This is a genomic window from Citrobacter sp. Marseille-Q3906, assembly GCF_916618775.1.
Taxonomy (GTDB): domain Bacteria; phylum Pseudomonadota; class Gammaproteobacteria; order Enterobacterales; family Enterobacteriaceae; genus Citrobacter; species Citrobacter murliniae.
Genome location: NZ_CAKAKA010000001.1, coordinates 361488 through 377522, shown reverse-complemented (window position 1 = coordinate 377522; position 16035 = coordinate 361488). Strand labels below are relative to the sequence as shown.

Below are 16035 nucleotides of genomic sequence, written 5' to 3'. Positions count from 1 at the left end.
GCCTCCATTCGGAGGCCGTTTTTTTATGCAAATAATCTCTCTATACTGTTCATTCCCTACACTAAATCTAAAAATAAGATGAAACGACTTTTCGCCTTAATGGTGTTAATCACATGCTTTGTCCATGCCGAAGAGCCTGGTAGCCAGTTTCTGCAGGCTGCCGAATCCGGAGACCGACGTGCGCAATACTTCCTCGCTGATACCTGGTTTAGTTCCGGCGATTTGAGCAAAGCCGAATACTGGGCGCAAAAAGCCGCCGACAACGGTGATGCAGATGCCTGGGCCTTACTGGCGCAAATTAAGATAACCAATCCGGTCAGTCTGGATTACCCGGAAGCCAAAACGCTGGCCGAAAAAGCCACTCAGGCTGGCAGTAAGGCCGGGGAAATCACGCTGGCGCGGATTCTGGTGAACACTCAGGCGGGGCGACCAGATTATCCCAAAGCCATTACGTTGCTACAAAATGCATCCGAGAATCTGGAAAGCGATTCAGCTGTTGATGCACAAATGCTGCTAGGGCTGATTTATGCCAACGGTGTGGGCATACCCGCAGATGATGAGAAAGCGACATGGTATTTCAAACGCAGTTCTGCCATTTCGCGTACCGGTTATTCCGAGTACTGGGCGGGGATGATGTTCTTAAACGGCGAGCAGGGCTTTATCGAGAAGAATAAACAGAAGGCTCTGCACTGGCTGAATCTGAGCTGTACGGAAGGATTTGATACCGGCTGCGAGGAGTTTGATAAGTTAACGAACGGCTAGTTTTGAGTTGCCGGATGAACGTAGTCGTTATAGGCCTGATAAGCGTAGCGCCATCAGGCAACCCAGAGCAGGTTGCCGGATGGCGGCGTTGCCTTATCCGGCCCTACAAGGCGGTCTTCTCAAATTTCCCCAGCACCTCACGCTCATAGGCCAGCGCTTTTTTGCGGTCAAATTTGTGTTCCCATTTCGCAATAACCAGTACTGCCAGCGCGTTACCCACCACGTTCAGTGCGGTACGCGCCATATCGAGGATACGGTCGACACCGGCAATGAACGCCAGACCTTCAAGTGGAATCCCCACGCTGCCAAGCGTAGCCAGCAGCACGACAAAAGATACGCCCGGCACGCCTGCGATCCCTTTCGACGTCACCATCAACGTCAGCACCAGCACGATTTCCTGCCACAATGACAGATCAATACCGTACAACTGAGCGATAAAGATAGCGGCGATACTCTGGTACAGCGTCGAACCATCAAGGTTGAATGAATAACCGGTCGGCACCACGAAGCTGGTGATCGACGCCGGAGCGCCATAGGCTTCCATCTTCTCAATAATACGCGGCAGCACGCTCTCGGAACTGGCGGTGGAATAGGCCAGAATCAACTCGTCTTTCAGAATACGAATCAGGATCCAGATGCTCAGCCCACACACGCGTGCCACGATACCCAGTACGACCAACGCGAAGAACAGGATGGCGAAATGCACCAGCAGTACCAGCTTCGCCAGCGGCCACAGGGATGCAAAACCGAAGTTTGCAACGGTAACGGCAATCAACGCAAAAACACCGACCGGCGCATAACGCATCACCATGTGCGTCACTTTAAACATGGTTTCAGAGATGGAGCGAAACACGGTAACCAGCGGTTCGCGGTGGGTTGCTGGCAGAGAAGACAACCCTAAGCCAAACAGCACCGAGAAGAAGATAATCGGCAGCATTTCGCCTTTTGCCATTGATGCAACAATGTTGGTCGGCACCAGTGACAAAATAGTGCCCATCAGGCCATGCGCGTGGCTCTGCACTTCTGCGGTTGTGCTTTGATATTTCGAAATATCCACGGTCGCCAGTTGCGACATATCAACGCCGGTACCGGGCTGGAATACGTTCGCCAGCGTGATACCGAGGATGATCGCAACGGTGGTGATCACTTCGAAATAGATAATGGTTTTTGCGCCAATACGACCCAGTTGTTTTGCATCACCGACCCCGGCGATACCTACAATCAGCGTTGAGATAACAATCGGAACTACGATCATTTTGATCAGGTGGATAAAGATATCGCCTGCCGGGGACAGCAGGTTTAACACCAGCCATTCTCGGCTGTCACTATGGTAATGCAGGTAACTCCCTAGCAAAATGCCCAGCACCATGGCGATCAAAATCTGCCAGGCCAGGCTGACTTTCAAATTTTTCATAACAACGGACTTCCTCGGTGGAGCGCTATTCCACATGCAGTGTGTGGTAATAGTACATACTGAAAGGGTATGAATTGTGTTGCGTTCGTTTATGGAGTTTTTTAACGCTTATTATCATTATCATTTGCGTGCTATCTCGCGCAACCCTCCAGGAACAGAGCCTTCAGCTGAATTTATGCATAAAAATGCAATTTTATCGGGATAACGATGAATAACTTTTTGTTATAAAAGAATTTTAATATGTTCAAAAATGAAGAAGTCATGGCGTGAGTTTTTTTTGCTCATTTGTTCGTTCGCCTGTTTTTTAAACAGCAAAAACGATGCAAATCACAAAAAAACAATTTTATTTCTGCCGATTCTGCAACAACTTCGCCATATTGATAGAGTCAATCAACTGCACACGATTCACCCTTGGTGAGTTTAAATCCAGTACTTTTTGCCACTGCGAAATAGCCTGATCGTAATCAGCCTGCATAAACGCATCGGAAGCCAGAAGCATCAACGCGGTGACTTCACTGGCGTCCAGCGCCAGGGCTTTATCTATCATTTCACGGGTTTTCGGTGTCATGTGCTGCCCGGCCTGATAGTACAACACCGTCGCCAGAGCCGAGTAGATTTCAGCGTTTTCGCCGCGTAAACGCAGCGCCTGTTCATAGACCAGCAGCGCATTATGATACGCATTTTGCCAGAGATAATACTCACCAAGCAGCGCCCACTGCGCGCTGTCCTGCGGGTTAGCGCGGATTTTCTCCTGCAGGGATAGTAGCTGTTTTTCCTGCACATTTTCAGCAGAAAAGGCGTGTAAAGGGTCCGCCAGACGCGCCTGTTCCACGCGGATCGCCTGCCATTTTGGCATCAGAAAATAAGCCCCCACGCAGGCTGCTGCCACCAGCATGACCGAGACACTCAGCCACTTCAGCGGAAGCCGACGTGATGAGGTAACAAGCCGCGATGGTTCTGCCAGATCATGGCTCAGCTCCTGCTGTAACTGCTCCGCCTCGGGTTGTGCCAGTAGCCGCTGAGCCTGCTGTTGGCTGTGACGCAGTAATATTACACTGACCTGATGCAGACTCATTTACGTTCTCCGCGGTTACGTTGGCTGACTCTCACCCGCCACAGGATAATCCCTCCCAGCAACAACAGGACGCACGGCAATGCCCACAGCAGCAGCGTTTGTCCAGTCAACGGGGGGTTATAGCGCACAAAATCGCCGTAACGCTCAGTCATCCAGGTGGTGATTTCCTCCTCGCTTTTCCCCTCTTCCACCATACTGTAAACCTGATGACGCATACTGACCGCCACTGGCGCATTGGATTCCAGTAAGTTTTGGTTCTGGCACTGGGGGCAGCGTAGTTGGCTGGCAATAAATAGCGCTTTTTCCTGCTGTTGCGGGTTTTCAAAGCGCCAGGTATCCACAATCTGAGCATGGCCGCTAAAGGGCAGAAAAATCAGCACTGCCAGCAGTAACATCGTTTTGCCGGATGATGGCGTCGAAGCCTTATTCAGCTTGTCTGATTCATCACACACAGGAGCGATAAGCGCAGCATCATCAGGCAACAATCCAGGATGCTTCCTCCCTCGCCATCCGCTGAGCAGCGCACCGAGTACCATCAACAACCCGCCGCCCCATACCCAACGCACGCCGGTCTGAATGTAAAAGCGCATCGCATATCTCTCTTCCCCGGTTTTTTCGCCCATCACCGCATACCAGTCATGAAGCAGATCCCAGCGAATGCCCGGCTCCATCATCTGTTGACGCCGTGCCGCATAAAAACGTCGCTCTGGCACAACGCTGCCGATGTGCTGCCCATCTTCTGAGATAACGATTCGCGCTTTTTCGGTGGTGTAGTTCCCGTGTGCGGCAAGATCGAGGCGATCAAAACGAAACGTATAACCTGCCAGTTCAACCTGTTCCCCGGGGCTTAAATTAAGGCTTATCTCGTGCCGACTGCCGCTGGAGAAGATGATCCCCGCAGCGAATACCAGCACACCGGTGTGCGCCAGCAATGCCGGAAGCTGGCGGCGTAGCGCCTCCAGAGGCTGAAACCAGAGTCGCACCATTACCGCAGCGACCAGCCCACCAGCCATTGCGTCCAGCGTACCCAGCGACCAGCACAGCGCAGCCACCAACAAACCAATGGCAAATGGCCAGACCCGTCGGCGCAAGGAAATACGTGCAGAGCGTTTCCAGAACCCGCCCGCCGACAGACCAAGCACCACCAGCATGAGCAGGCCGAACGGCAGCGTGGCACGATTAAAATAAGGTGCGCCAACGGAGAGTCGTCCCCAACCAAACAGGCCATAAATCATCGGATAGAGCGTACCGATCAGCACGATTAGCAGCACTGCGCAAAAGAGCAGCAACGCCGCCAGAATCGACATCTCGCGCGACCAGCCGCCAAAACGCGCAGCCTGGTGGACATCCCGCGCCCGCCAGGCATACAGACCAAGTGATGCCAGGCTTAGCACGGTAAACAGCGCGAACAGCGGCGCGGCGCGGACGTTATCCAGTGCGAAGGCGTGGACAGAAACCAAAATACCGGAACGTACAATCAGCGTACCCAGCAGCGATAATATCAGCGTCACAATCGCCAGCAGCAGCGACCAGTGGCGGAAGATTCCTCGCTGGCAAGTGACATACAGGCTATGCAGCAACGCGCTGGCAGAAAGCCAGGGTAATAAAGAAGCGTTTTCAACCGGGTCCCAGAACCACCAACCGCCCCAACCCAGCTCGCAATACGCCCACCAGGAACCGAGGATGATACCCAACGTCAGAGCGCACCAGCCAGGCAGCGCCCAGCGCCAGCATACCCAGGCGGTCGCCGCGCTAAAGCTCCCGCGTAGCAGCGAAGCCAGCGCTACGCCAGCCGCCACCATCAGGCCACCGTAGCCAAGATAGAGCAGCGGCGGGTGGAAGATAAGTCCAGGGTGTTGCAGCATCGGATTAAGGTCGCGCCCTTCAATCGCTGGCGGGAAGATACGCACAAACGGATCAGACCACACCACCACAAACAGCAGGAGCAGAGCTGTCATGATTGACAGAACGCTGAGAGTCAGCGGAAACAGCGTGTCCGGTTCCCGCCGATAGCGCCAGGCGAACAGCGCACTCCAGCCGGAAAGAAACAGTACCCACAACAGGAGCGATCCTTCATGACCGCCCCATACCGCCGCAAGTTTTAACCCCCACGGCAGCAGGCTGTAACTATGCTGGGCAACGTAAACAACGGAGAAATCGCTGGTCAGAAAACAGAAAGCCAGAATGGCAAAAGCCAGCAGCAGCAGTGTAAATTGCGTCCATACGCCAACGCTTGCCAGACGCATCACGCCCTGCCAGCGCAGGCGAACACCCACCAGCGCGGCAAGCGGGGTCAACACGTTGACCCCGAGACTTAACAGCAGTGCCAGAAAACCGGCTTCAGGAAGGAATATTTCCAGAAATCACCCTACCTTATGCAACTGTAAGCTGGCCTGCGTACAGAATAAAAAAGCGCAGTAACAGCACTCCTGTCAGACTGGCGCCACACACCGCCAGAACGCCGTGAAACGTCGAGCTACGATTAGCCCAGGGTTTCAGCAGCATCGGTAGTATCAGCCCAAGCCCGGCAACGCCAAGCCAGAACCACCAGGTCCAGAAACCACCACCCAGCGCTGCTGCCAGTGCACGCATTTTGCCGTCATCGCCTAATGCCAGCCCCACAAAGAACGCTGCCAGCAGGAAGATCTCCAGCCAGACAACCGGGGTTTCCATACGGTGAACAAAGTGCGCCTCAGTACTGTGCGGGTTGCTGCGATGGCGTAATGCCATGGCAATTAACGCAACCGCCGCCCCGGAGGAGATCCCGGAGAACAGGAACAGGACCGGCAGGATCGGGTTATTCAGGAACGGATAGGATTTCAGCGCCGACAGCAGGAACCCGGTATATGCCCCGAGCAGTACCGCCAGCACCAGCATTACTGTTTCCAGCAGACGATGGAACGGCGTTATCAGCGCCAGCAGTTTCTGCACGATACTCAGACGCGGGATGAAGCGCTGTTGCAGGGCAATAACATCTTTTTCGAAGATTTTTGCCAGCCACAACACCAGCACCACCATGTACAACTGAAACAGCATGACCCCCATCGACATCACCGAAGTGAAGCTGTAGTGGAACATCAGTTTCCAGAAGGTCCACGGTCGCGTCAGGTGGAATACCAGAATCAACAGACCAAGAATAATCGCTCCCGGCCCGAGTACCAGCGTGGTGCGCAGCAGCGTACTGTCGGCACCGCCCGCTTCCGGGTGCAGCCGTCGCAGCAATACCGACAACGTCACCAGTCCAGCGGATATGCCAATCAGAAACAGATAGATGGCAATGGGCCAATCCCACACCAGTGATTCAAAATGAAAAGCAGAAGCGGGTGTCATTGGCTCACCTCCCCATATTTAAAGGGAACGCGGTAGACCTTCGGTTTTGTGCCCAGCGCCAGCTTGTAACGGTAGGTGTTTTTCTGGTGCAACAAACGAGAGATGTCGCTGTTGGGATCGTCCAGATTACCGAACGTCAACGCTTTCGTCGGACACGACTCAACGCAGGCAGGCTGTTTGCCCGCTTTCAGGTTGGTTTTCCGACAGAAATCGCATTTATCCGCCGTCTTATTGACCGGGTGGATAAATCGCACACGGTAAGGACAAGCGGCAATGCAATACTGGCAGCCGACGCAAAGATCCGGGTTTACATCCACAATCCCGGTGGCGGCATCGCGATACGACGCCCCCGTCGGGCAGACGTCAACACAGGGAGCATGATCGCAGTGCTGGCAAGAGTGACGGAAGAAGCGGTACTTCACATCGGGAAACGTCCCCAGCGGCTCACTACGAATAATCGTCAGACGCGAGACGCCTTCTGGCACGTTGTTGACTTCCCGACAGGCATCCATACAGGCAGTGCAGCCGATGCATAATGACTCATCATGTATCATGCCGTAACGGACGCCGTTGATATTCAACGTCTTCGCCACAACGCGTCCCGCCGTCCCGCTCACAGCCACCAGCGCGCTGACGCCGGTGATAAACTGGCGACGAGAGCAACTCATGGATGCTCCTTAAGCAAGGGAATAGACGCCGGGTTAAAGTTTGGATTGTTACGCTGATCGCTGTGGCAATCGACGCAAATCTTAATCCGTCCTTTATCGCTTAGCGTCTGCATCGTGTCTTGCTTCGGATGCAATGAGTGACAGCTGGCACAGGCCACTTTAGTCACGTGGACATCATGCGGCCAGAACGCTTTTTGCAACTGCTCAGGTAGGTGGCAGGACATACAGACGCTGTTCTGTTGCTCCACGTTGTACATCGGCTCATTAAAGCGCATCACATCCTTCACCCCTTCACGGTGATTCGGGGATGGCTGGCCGTGACAGTTGGTACAGGTAACCGGCAGTTTATTATTCGGGTTGATGACTTGTGCATGTTTACCATGCATGCCTTCAGTGTCTGGCTTATGACAATCCAGACAGGCGGCATCCGGGTTACGCTGTTGGGTTACCGTCCAGCGTTGCTCCGATTCCTGTGGCGTTGGCGTGGCGGTTATCCCGCACAGGCTCCAGAACAGGCCTGACGCCAGCACCCCAGCAGTTAATAACGAACGTAATACGCTCATATTCACTCCGTTGAGTTATCCGCCCCTTGCGAGGCGGAATGGGGTTATTGGCTTAACAGACCGTTTTTACGTGCCTGGTCTTCCCATTGCGGAATCACCGTTTTGATGAAGTCCTGCTTCTCAGCATTGATTTGCTGCATATTCAGACCAATCGCCTGCTGGGCTTTCTCCTTGGTGGAGATATCCGGCAGAGGGATTTCATGAGTGATGCCTTTGGTCGCCAGCAGACGTACCAGTTTGGTGCGTGCATCAGCGGCTTTATCCATCGCGCTACCCAACATACGCAGACCTTCTTCCGGCGCGTGCATGTGAATACCGTGTGAAGCAATCGACAGATCCCAGCGCCATTGTGCATGGCGAATATCTTCCAGAATCGGCTTCATTTCAGCTTCCGTCGCGCCCGCATCCCATGCAGCTTTTGCTTCAAAGTGCGCATGAACCAGTTGATCCTCAACTTTGATTTTCAGGTCATGAATCGCTTGTTTACGCTCAGCAACCACTTTTTGCAGTGAGGCTTTATCCTGGGTGTGGCAGTTAGCGCAGGTCTGAGGGAAGTTATCGAACGGGTTACCAATTTTATGGTCGGTATAGATCTTGCCTTCGGCGTTCTGTACTTTCGGCATGTGACAGTCAATACAGGTCACATTGTTCTTGCCATGAATGCCCACGCTCCAGGTTTCATATTCCGGGTGCTGCGCTTTCAGCATTGGCGTTTTAGACAGAGAGTTGGTCCAGTCGGAGAACGCGATGGCGTCGTAGTATTTCTCCATGTTCTCAACTTTCATGCCCTCATCCCACGGGAACTTAACGGCTTTGTTTTTACCGTCAAAGTAGTACTCCACGTGGCACTGACCGCAAACCATTGACTGCTGGTCAAAGCGACCGGCTTTATCAAACGGTTTGCCAATCGTTTCCATGGCGCGTTCCGCGTAAGGGCGAGACAGCGTCAATTCAGGCTTCCCTTTGGCGAAATCTGGCGATGCGGTGTTATGGCAATCGCCGCAGCCTAAGTTGTTAACAATTTCAGGGCCGCCACGCGCCCATTTGCCGTGAAAGTAACCGTCTTCCCCGTCTTTCTGGATCAGACGTGCCACATCCGGGCTTTTACAGCTCCAGCAGGCCATCGGCAGCGGACCATCTTCTGCCGTTTTTGGCGCGCCGGTACGTAAGGTTTCACGCACATCGGTAACCGCGTACGCGTGCCCACGCGGTTTGTTGTAATCGCGGGAGAAAGGATATCCCGCCCACAGGATCACCAGTCGAGGATCTTCTGCCAGCGCATCTTCACGAGCTGACTGCTCCGACGTGGCTTTCCAGGAGAGATATTGATCGGGATGCTGAGGGGCGAAGGTTTCATTCTTCGCTTCAACGGTGACGGTCTTTGCGGGTACAGGGGTTTGTTCAGCGTTAACAACAGATATAAATAAAAACGGTAATATCAGGCTGAAGAAACGGCGTACGCGTGATTTTGTCCTTGCCATAGGGGTCTCATCCAGATGACGCCATTACTTTCAATGGCGGTTCTTTTATTGTTTTCCATAACAGCAACCACACGAATACTGTCATGACATTGCTCCACCCTATTTGTAACAAGAAACCCCACAAGAAATGTTGTTTTTAATCAATTGTAAGTGTATGTAAAATACCACTTTAGAGTTATTCACCCCCTTCTGAGCCTCACTCTTTTGTCTATTTTCGATACGGATCACCTTTTCAACAATTTATTGATAACTGCATGTTATTACGAGATTTAATCAATTTTTGCTAGTTCCCTTCAAAAATCAGTTTGCCGCTAATTTGCACAATTCCTTTATTGCGTGATCTGCCGCGCAAATACTAAACAAAAACGCCAAAGCCCCTACATTTAACGTTTGTGCGACATATTATTAACATCCTACAAGGAGAACAAAAGCCATGAGCCAAATACACAAACACGCTATTCCCGCAAATATTGCGGACCGTTGCCTGATAAACCCGGAGCAGTACGAAGCGAAATACCAGCAGTCCATTACCGATCCCGACACATTTTGGGGCGAGCAGGGAAAAATTCTTGATTGGATCAAACCGTACAGCAAGGTTAAGAACACCTCTTTTGCACCTGGCAACGTATCCATAAGATGGTACGAAGACGGCACGCTGAATCTGGCGGCGAACTGCCTTGACCGTCATCTGCTGGAAAATGGCGATCGCACCGCCATTATTTGGGAAGGCGATGATGCCACCCAAAGCAAACATATTACTTATCGCGAACTGCATCGCGATGTCTGCCGTTTTGCCAATACCCTTCTGGATTTGGGGATTAAAAAAGGCGACGTCGTGGCTATTTATATGCCAATGGTTCCGGAAGCTGCGGTTGCCATGCTGGCCTGCGCCCGCATTGGCGCTGTGCATTCGGTTATCTTCGGCGGTTTCTCACCAGAAGCCGTTGCCGGACGTATCATTGACTCAAATTCACGCCTGGTAATCACCGCTGATGAAGGTGTGCGCGCCGGACGCGGCATCCCACTGAAAAAGAATGTGGATGATGCGCTGAAAAACCCGAACGTGAAAACCGTTGAACATGTAGTGGTCCTCAAACGTACTGGTGGGAAGACAGACTGGCAGGAAGGTCGTGACCTGTGGTGGTCCGATCTTATTGAAAAAGCGAGTCCTGAGCATCAGCCGGCAGAAGTGAACGCGGAAGATCCGCTGTTTATCCTGTATACCTCCGGCTCCACCGGTAAACCGAAAGGCGTGCTACACACCACTGGCGGTTATCTGGTTTACGCGGCGACGACCTTTAAGTATGTCTTTGATTATCATCAGGGGGATATCTACTGGTGTACCGCTGATGTGGGCTGGGTTACCGGACACAGCTATCTGCTGTACGGCCCGCTGGCCTGCGGTGCAACGACGCTGATGTTTGAAGGCGTACCAAACTGGCCAACGCCTGCGCGTATGTCGCAGGTTGTGGACAAGCACCAGGTGAATATTCTCTATACCGCACCAACCGCAATTCGCGCCCTGATGGCAGAAGGTGATAAAGCGATTGAAGGTACTGACCGTTCATCGCTGCGTATTCTGGGATCGGTGGGCGAGCCTATCAACCCGGAAGCGTGGGAGTGGTACTGGAAGAAGATTGGTAACGAAAAATGCCCGGTCGTCGATACCTGGTGGCAGACCGAAACCGGTGGCTTCATGATCACCCCACTGCCGGGTGCAACCGAGCTGAAAGCCGGATCCGCGACGCGCCCGTTCTTTGGTGTGCAACCCGCCATCGTTGATAACGAGGGTAATCCGCTGGAAGGCGCTACCGAAGGCAATCTGGTTATTACCGACTCCTGGCCGGGTCAGGCGAGAACCCTGTTTGGCGATCACGAGCGCTTCGAGCAGACCTACTTCTCCACCTTCAAGAATATGTACTTCAGCGGCGACGGCGCGCGTCGTGACGAAGATGGGTATTACTGGATCACCGGACGCGTTGATGACGTGCTGAACGTCTCCGGTCACCGTCTGGGTACGGCGGAAATCGAGTCGGCGCTGGTGTCGCATCCGAAAATCGCCGAAGCCGCGGTAGTCGGTATTCCACATAACATCAAAGGCCAGGCGATCTACGCTTACGTCACACTCAACCACGGCGAAGAGCCGTCACCTGAGTTGTACGCTGAAGTTCGCAACTGGGTGCGTAAAGAAATTGGCCCGCTGGCAACGCCAGATGTGCTGCACTGGACTGACTCACTACCGAAAACCCGCTCCGGCAAAATCATGCGCCGTATTCTGCGCAAAATTGCGGCGGGCGATACCAGCAATCTGGGCGATACCTCGACCCTCGCCGATCCAGGCGTGGTAGAGAAACTGCTCGAAGAGAAGCAGGCTATCGCGATGCCATCCTAACAAAGTCCTGAAAATGCCGGATGGCGACGCCAAAACGTCTTATCCGGCCTACAAATCTGACCCTACCCTCTCTTCACCGGGAGGGAAATATAAAAACCTCCCCCAAAGGATTTCGCGTTACAGGAAGGCGACAAACGAGCACATCCCCAAGAACAGAGTTCACTATGTCACTGGGGTGGGTGAGTGCGGCCAACAAGCCTGTAACGCGAAAGACGCAGGGGGACCTCTGGAGAGCTCTGTGATGAATGACAATATTTATCAGCGGATAGAAGACAGTGCGCGTTTCAGGGAATTAGTTGAAAAAAGGCAACGGTTTGCCGCTGTTCTGTCCATCATCATGCTGGTGGTTTATATCAGCTTTATTTTACTGATTGCCTTTGCGCCTGGCTGGCTGGGAACGCCGCTGCATGCGGGAACCAGCGTTACCCGGGGTATTCCGATTGGGGTGGGCGTGATCCTTATCTCCTTCATTCTGACCGGGATCTATATCTGGCGGGCAAACGGTGAATTCGATCGTCTTAACAATGCGGTTCTGCACGAGGTTAAAGCATCATGAAGAGAGTCCTGACGGCGCTTGCCGCCACGCTGCCCTTCGCCGCAAATGCGGCGGATGCTATTAGCGGTGCAGTCCAACGCCAGCCAACCAACTGGCAGGCGATTGTTATGTTCCTGATCTTCGTCGTCTTTACGCTCGGTATTACCTACTGGGCCTCTAAACGCGTACGGTCGCGTAACGACTATTACACCGCTGGCGGCAATATCACCGGCTTCCAGAACGGGCTGGCGATTGCTGGCGACTATATGTCAGCAGCCTCGTTTCTCGGGATTTCCGCGCTGGTCTTTACCTCTGGCTATGACGGTCTGATTTACTCGCTGGGCTTCCTGGTCGGCTGGCCAATCATTCTGTTCCTGATTGCTGAACGTCTGCGTAACCTTGGTCGTTACACCTTTGCTGACGTCGCCTCTTATCGCCTGAAACAAGGGCCAATTCGTATTCTGTCTGCCTGCGGTTCACTGGTGGTGGTGGCGCTGTACCTGATTGCCCAGATGGTAGGCGCCGGTAAACTTATCCAGTTGCTGTTCGGTCTGAACTATCACATTGCCGTGGTGCTGGTTGGCGTACTGATGATGATGTACGTGTTGTTCGGCGGCATGCTGGCAACTACGTGGGTGCAAATCATCAAAGCCGTACTGCTGTTGTTCGGCGCCAGCTTTATGGCATTCATGGTGATGAAACACGTCGGCTTCAGCTTCAACAACCTGTTCACCGAAGCCATGGCGGTACACCCGAAAGGGTCGGCCATTATGAGTCCTGGCGGGCTGGTAAAAGATCCGATCTCCGCGTTGTCGTTGGGACTCGGGTTAATGTTCGGTACTGCAGGATTGCCACATATTCTGATGCGCTTCTTCACGGTCAGCGATGCCCGCGAAGCGCGTAAGAGCGTGTTCTATGCCACCGGTTTTATGGGTTATTTCTACATTCTGACCTTTATCATCGGCTTTGGCGCCATCATGCTGGTCGGTGCTAATCCGGTGTACAAAGACGCGGCTGGCGCGCTGATTGGCGGTAATAACATGGCGGCGGTGCACCTGGCGAATGCGGTAGGCGGCAACCTGTTCCTCGGCTTTATCTCAGCCGTGGCATTTGCCACCATTCTGGCGGTGGTTGCCGGTCTGACGCTGGCAGGCGCATCAGCAGTTTCTCACGACCTGTATGCTAACGTGTTCCGCAAAGGCGCAACCGAGCGTGACGAACTGCGTGTTTCAAAAATTACTGTGCTGGTACTGGGCGTGATCGCTATCGTGCTCGGCGTATTGTTTGAAAATCAGAACATCGCCTTCATGGTGGGTCTGGCCTTCGCTATCGCTGCCAGCTGTAACTTCCCAATCATTCTGCTTTCTATGTACTGGTCAAAACTGACCACGCGAGGCGCTATGTTGGGTGGCTGGTTAGGTCTGTTGACGGCAGTAGTGCTGATGATTCTTGGCCCGACTATTTGGGTGCAAATTCTCGGCCACGAAAAAGCTATTTTCCCGTATGAATACCCGGCGCTGTTCTCTATCAGCGTTGCGTTCCTCGGGATTTGGTTCTTCTCCGCTACGGATAACTCAGCAGAAGGTAACCGTGAGCGGGAGCAGTTCCGTGCTCAGTTCATCCGTTCCCAGACCGGGTACGGTGTAGAGCAGGGTCGCGCGCACTAACTAATAGTCTCTCTCCTCCTCCGGCCTGCGGGTCGGAGGAGTTCATTTTCTCTCAAAACATCAATGTAGCCACCAGCGGTGCGACCAGAACCATCACCACACCGGAGAGCATCATCACCAGACTGGCGACAACCCCCTCCTGCTGACCAAGTTCATAAGAGCGCGCCGTACCCGCACCGTGGGACGCCGCACCAAATCCCGCCCCTTTCGCCATACCTTCGCGAATAGAGAGCCGCAGAAACAGCACATCGCCGACCGCCATACCGAACACGCCAGTAACTACTACGAACAACGCCACCAGATCCGGTTGACCGCCTAACGGCTCCGCCGCCGCCAGCGCAAACGGTGTGGTGACAGAGCGTACTGCCAGACTGCGTTGGATCTCATCGGGTAACATGAACAAACGTGCCAGCCAGACGGAGCTGGTCACAGCCACCAGCGTTGCTGTGACAACACCTGCTGTCAGAGACATCCAGTGGCGCTTAATCACCGCGAGATTATCGTAAACCGGAACGGCAAAAGCGATGGTCGCCGGGCCTAACAGCCACAGCAGCCAGTGAGATTCACCAATATAGTTTTGCCAGGAAATGTGGCCAAAAACCAGCATCAGTACCAACAGGGCCGGTGTAAGAACCAGCGGCATCAGCGGTAATTTACGAAAGCGGCGATACAAACGCTTGTTGGCAAAATAGATACCCAGCGTTATCACCAGACAAAGCACGCTTAACTGGAAGTTACTCACGGTTTAACCTGCTCATTTCATAGCGATACACTTTATCTACTACCCATGCGGTTGCACCAAGTACCATCAGCGTACTGATCGCAATAACAGCAAAAATGCGCCAACCATCGACCAGCAACAGTTGCGTATAGTTCACGACAGCCACAACAGCCGGAACAAAAAACAGCAGCATTTCAGCCAGTAACCAGCGGGCGCCTGCACGTATCCAGTTAAGTGGGATAACCCGGCAGACAATCAACGCCAACATCAAAATCATCCCTACCAGATTGGCAGGAAGCGGCAGGTGTAGCCAGGAGACAAGATATTGGGCAAAAACAAATAAACCTGCGTACAACAGTACCTGAACGGGTATCTGGAGTCGGTGAATAACGGCAGGCGTCACGCGGCTTATCGCCACAGCCATGAGGGAATGTCCTTAAAAAATAGAGAGCGCCAGTATAGAGAGCCTCCCCCCAGGACTGAAATGAATTAAACTCATTGCAGGCATAGTCTTAAGGAATAATCATGGATATCAGAACGCTGCGATATTTTGTTGAGGTAGTACGTCAGCAGAGTTTCACCCGCGCAGCGGAGAAGCTCTTTGTCACCCAACCCACCATCAGCAAAATGTTGAAGAACCTTGAAGACGAGCTTAATTGCACGCTGTTAATTCGTGACGGACGTCGGCTGTTGTTGACCGACACCGGACAGGTGGTGTTTGAGCGTGGTCTGGCGATCCTGGCCGAATTTCGGCAACTCGAAGCAGAACTCAGCGACATTAACCATCTCAATAAAGGGATCCTGCGACTCGGGATCCCCCCGATGGTCGGCATGCTTATGGCGGGGCCAATCAGCCTGTTTCGCCAGCGCTATCCCGGCGTGGAACTGAAGGTATCTGAATTTGGCGGCTTAACCGTCCAGCAGGCAGTGATGAATGGCGATCTGGACGTGGCAATGACGGCGCTACCGGTCGAAGAAGAGAGCGGACTGGCAACCTTACCGCTTTTCAGCCACCCACTCTGCGTACTTGTGCCACGATCCGGCCAGTGGACAACCTGCGATTCCATTTCACCCGAAGCACTGGCTGAGCATCCGTTACTGATTTACAACGAAGATTTTGCTCTCAGCCGTCAGCTACTTGAACTGTTTAATCAGCACAACGTTAAGCCGCGAATCGCGGTGCGTAGCGGGCAGTGGGACTTTCTGGCGGCGATGGTGCAAGCCGGGGTCGGGATCGCTATTTTGCCAGAGCCGATCTGCCAGCGGCTGGATAAGCAGACGCTGCGCTGGATCCCGCTGGAAAGTAATTTACGCTGGCAGTTGGGCATGATTTGGCGTGAAGGTGTGTATCTGTCGCACAGCGCCCAGGCGTGGCTGAAATGTTGCGAAGGGTTTTGGTTAACGCAGGAGTCATAAATTGCCGGATG

At 53.3% G+C, this 16035-nt stretch carries 14 protein-coding genes; 5 read left to right on the top strand and 9 right to left on the bottom strand.

Features of this window, described 5'->3' with window-relative positions:
* The first annotated feature begins 78 nt into the window (after nt 1-78).
* Nucleotides 79-762 carry a Sel1 family TPR-like repeat protein YjcO gene (gene yjcO, locus LG384_RS01735; protein WP_048222406.1) on the top strand — a complete coding sequence of 228 codons (684 nt, stop codon included), beginning with the start codon at nt 79-81 and terminating at the stop codon, nt 760-762.
* A 103-nt stretch (nt 763-865) separates the two neighbouring features.
* Here yjcO and gltP read toward each other — a convergent pair whose 3' ends face one another.
* From gltP to nrfA, 7 genes are all read right to left on the bottom strand, one after another.
* Nucleotides 866-2176 (bottom strand): glutamate/aspartate:proton symporter GltP, encoded by a 1311-nt coding sequence (gene gltP / locus LG384_RS01730; protein WP_045438658.1) that lies wholly within the window; start codon nt 2174-2176, stop codon nt 866-868.
* 343 nt (nt 2177-2519) lie between these two features.
* Entirely contained in the window at nt 2520-3071 is a 552-nt protein-coding gene (gene nrfG, locus LG384_RS01725; protein WP_255642479.1) for a heme lyase NrfEFG subunit NrfG, read from the bottom strand.
* A gap of 176 nt (nt 3072-3247) precedes the next feature.
* On the bottom strand, nt 3248-5611 hold the full coding sequence (gene nrfF / locus LG384_RS01720) for a heme lyase NrfEFG subunit NrfF (protein WP_225760490.1): 2364 nt from the start codon (nt 5609-5611) through the stop codon (nt 3248-3250).
* A gap of 13 nt (nt 5612-5624) precedes the next feature.
* A complete protein-coding gene (gene nrfD, locus LG384_RS01715; RefSeq protein WP_045438653.1) occupies nt 5625-6581 on the bottom strand; it encodes a cytochrome c nitrite reductase subunit NrfD in 957 nt (318 codons plus the stop codon).
* The gene (gene nrfC / locus LG384_RS01710) at nt 6578-7249 is read right to left on the bottom strand and encodes a cytochrome c nitrite reductase Fe-S protein (RefSeq protein WP_045438650.1); all 672 of its coding nucleotides are present in this window, start codon (nt 7247-7249) and stop codon (nt 6578-6580) included. The genes nrfD and nrfC overlap by 4 nt, the downstream gene beginning before the upstream one ends.
* Nucleotides 7246-7812 (bottom strand): cytochrome c nitrite reductase pentaheme subunit, encoded by a 567-nt coding sequence (gene nrfB, locus LG384_RS01705; protein ID WP_045438645.1) that lies wholly within the window; start codon nt 7810-7812, stop codon nt 7246-7248. Before nrfB ends, nrfC begins: the two co-directional genes overlap by 4 nt.
* Nucleotides 7813-7856: 44 nt before the next feature.
* Nucleotides 7857-9293: an ammonia-forming nitrite reductase cytochrome c552 subunit gene (gene nrfA, locus LG384_RS01700; RefSeq protein WP_045438632.1), complete on the bottom strand. Its 1437-nt coding sequence runs from the start codon at nt 9291-9293 to the stop codon at nt 7857-7859.
* Between the two features lie 433 nt (nt 9294-9726).
* Here nrfA and acs point away from each other — a divergent pair, with 433 nt between their 5' ends.
* The 3 genes from acs to actP all read left to right on the top strand — a co-directional run bounded on the left by acs (nt 9727) and on the right by actP (nt 13887).
* Nucleotides 9727-11685: an acetate--CoA ligase gene (acs, locus tag LG384_RS01695; RefSeq protein WP_200012913.1), complete on the top strand. Its 1959-nt coding sequence runs from the start codon at nt 9727-9729 to the stop codon at nt 11683-11685.
* A gap of 241 nt (nt 11686-11926) precedes the next feature.
* The gene (locus LG384_RS01690) at nt 11927-12241 is read left to right on the top strand and encodes a DUF485 domain-containing protein (protein ID WP_045438627.1); all 315 of its coding nucleotides are present in this window, start codon (nt 11927-11929) and stop codon (nt 12239-12241) included.
* Nucleotides 12238-13887, top strand: a complete 1650-nt coding sequence (gene actP, locus LG384_RS01685; protein ID WP_045438625.1) for a cation/acetate symporter ActP — start codon at nt 12238-12240, stop codon at nt 13885-13887. Before LG384_RS01690 ends, actP begins: the two co-directional genes overlap by 4 nt.
* Before the next feature lie 52 nt (nt 13888-13939).
* On the opposite strand, the gene LG384_RS01680 is transcribed toward actP, so the two are convergent.
* Complete coding sequence (locus LG384_RS01680) at nt 13940-14629, bottom strand: LrgB family protein (protein WP_045438622.1); 690 nt, start codon at nt 14627-14629, stop codon at nt 13940-13942.
* Nucleotides 14622-15032, bottom strand: a complete 411-nt coding sequence (locus LG384_RS01675) for a CidA/LrgA family protein (protein ID WP_045438618.1) — start codon at nt 15030-15032, stop codon at nt 14622-14624. The genes LG384_RS01680 and LG384_RS01675 overlap by 8 nt, the downstream gene beginning before the upstream one ends.
* 101 nt (nt 15033-15133) lie before the next feature.
* Between LG384_RS01675 and LG384_RS01670 the strand changes: the two genes are divergently transcribed.
* A complete protein-coding gene (locus LG384_RS01670) occupies nt 15134-16024 on the top strand; it encodes a LysR family transcriptional regulator (RefSeq protein WP_045438614.1) in 891 nt (296 codons plus the stop codon).
* Nucleotides 16025-16035 lie beyond the last annotated feature (11 nt).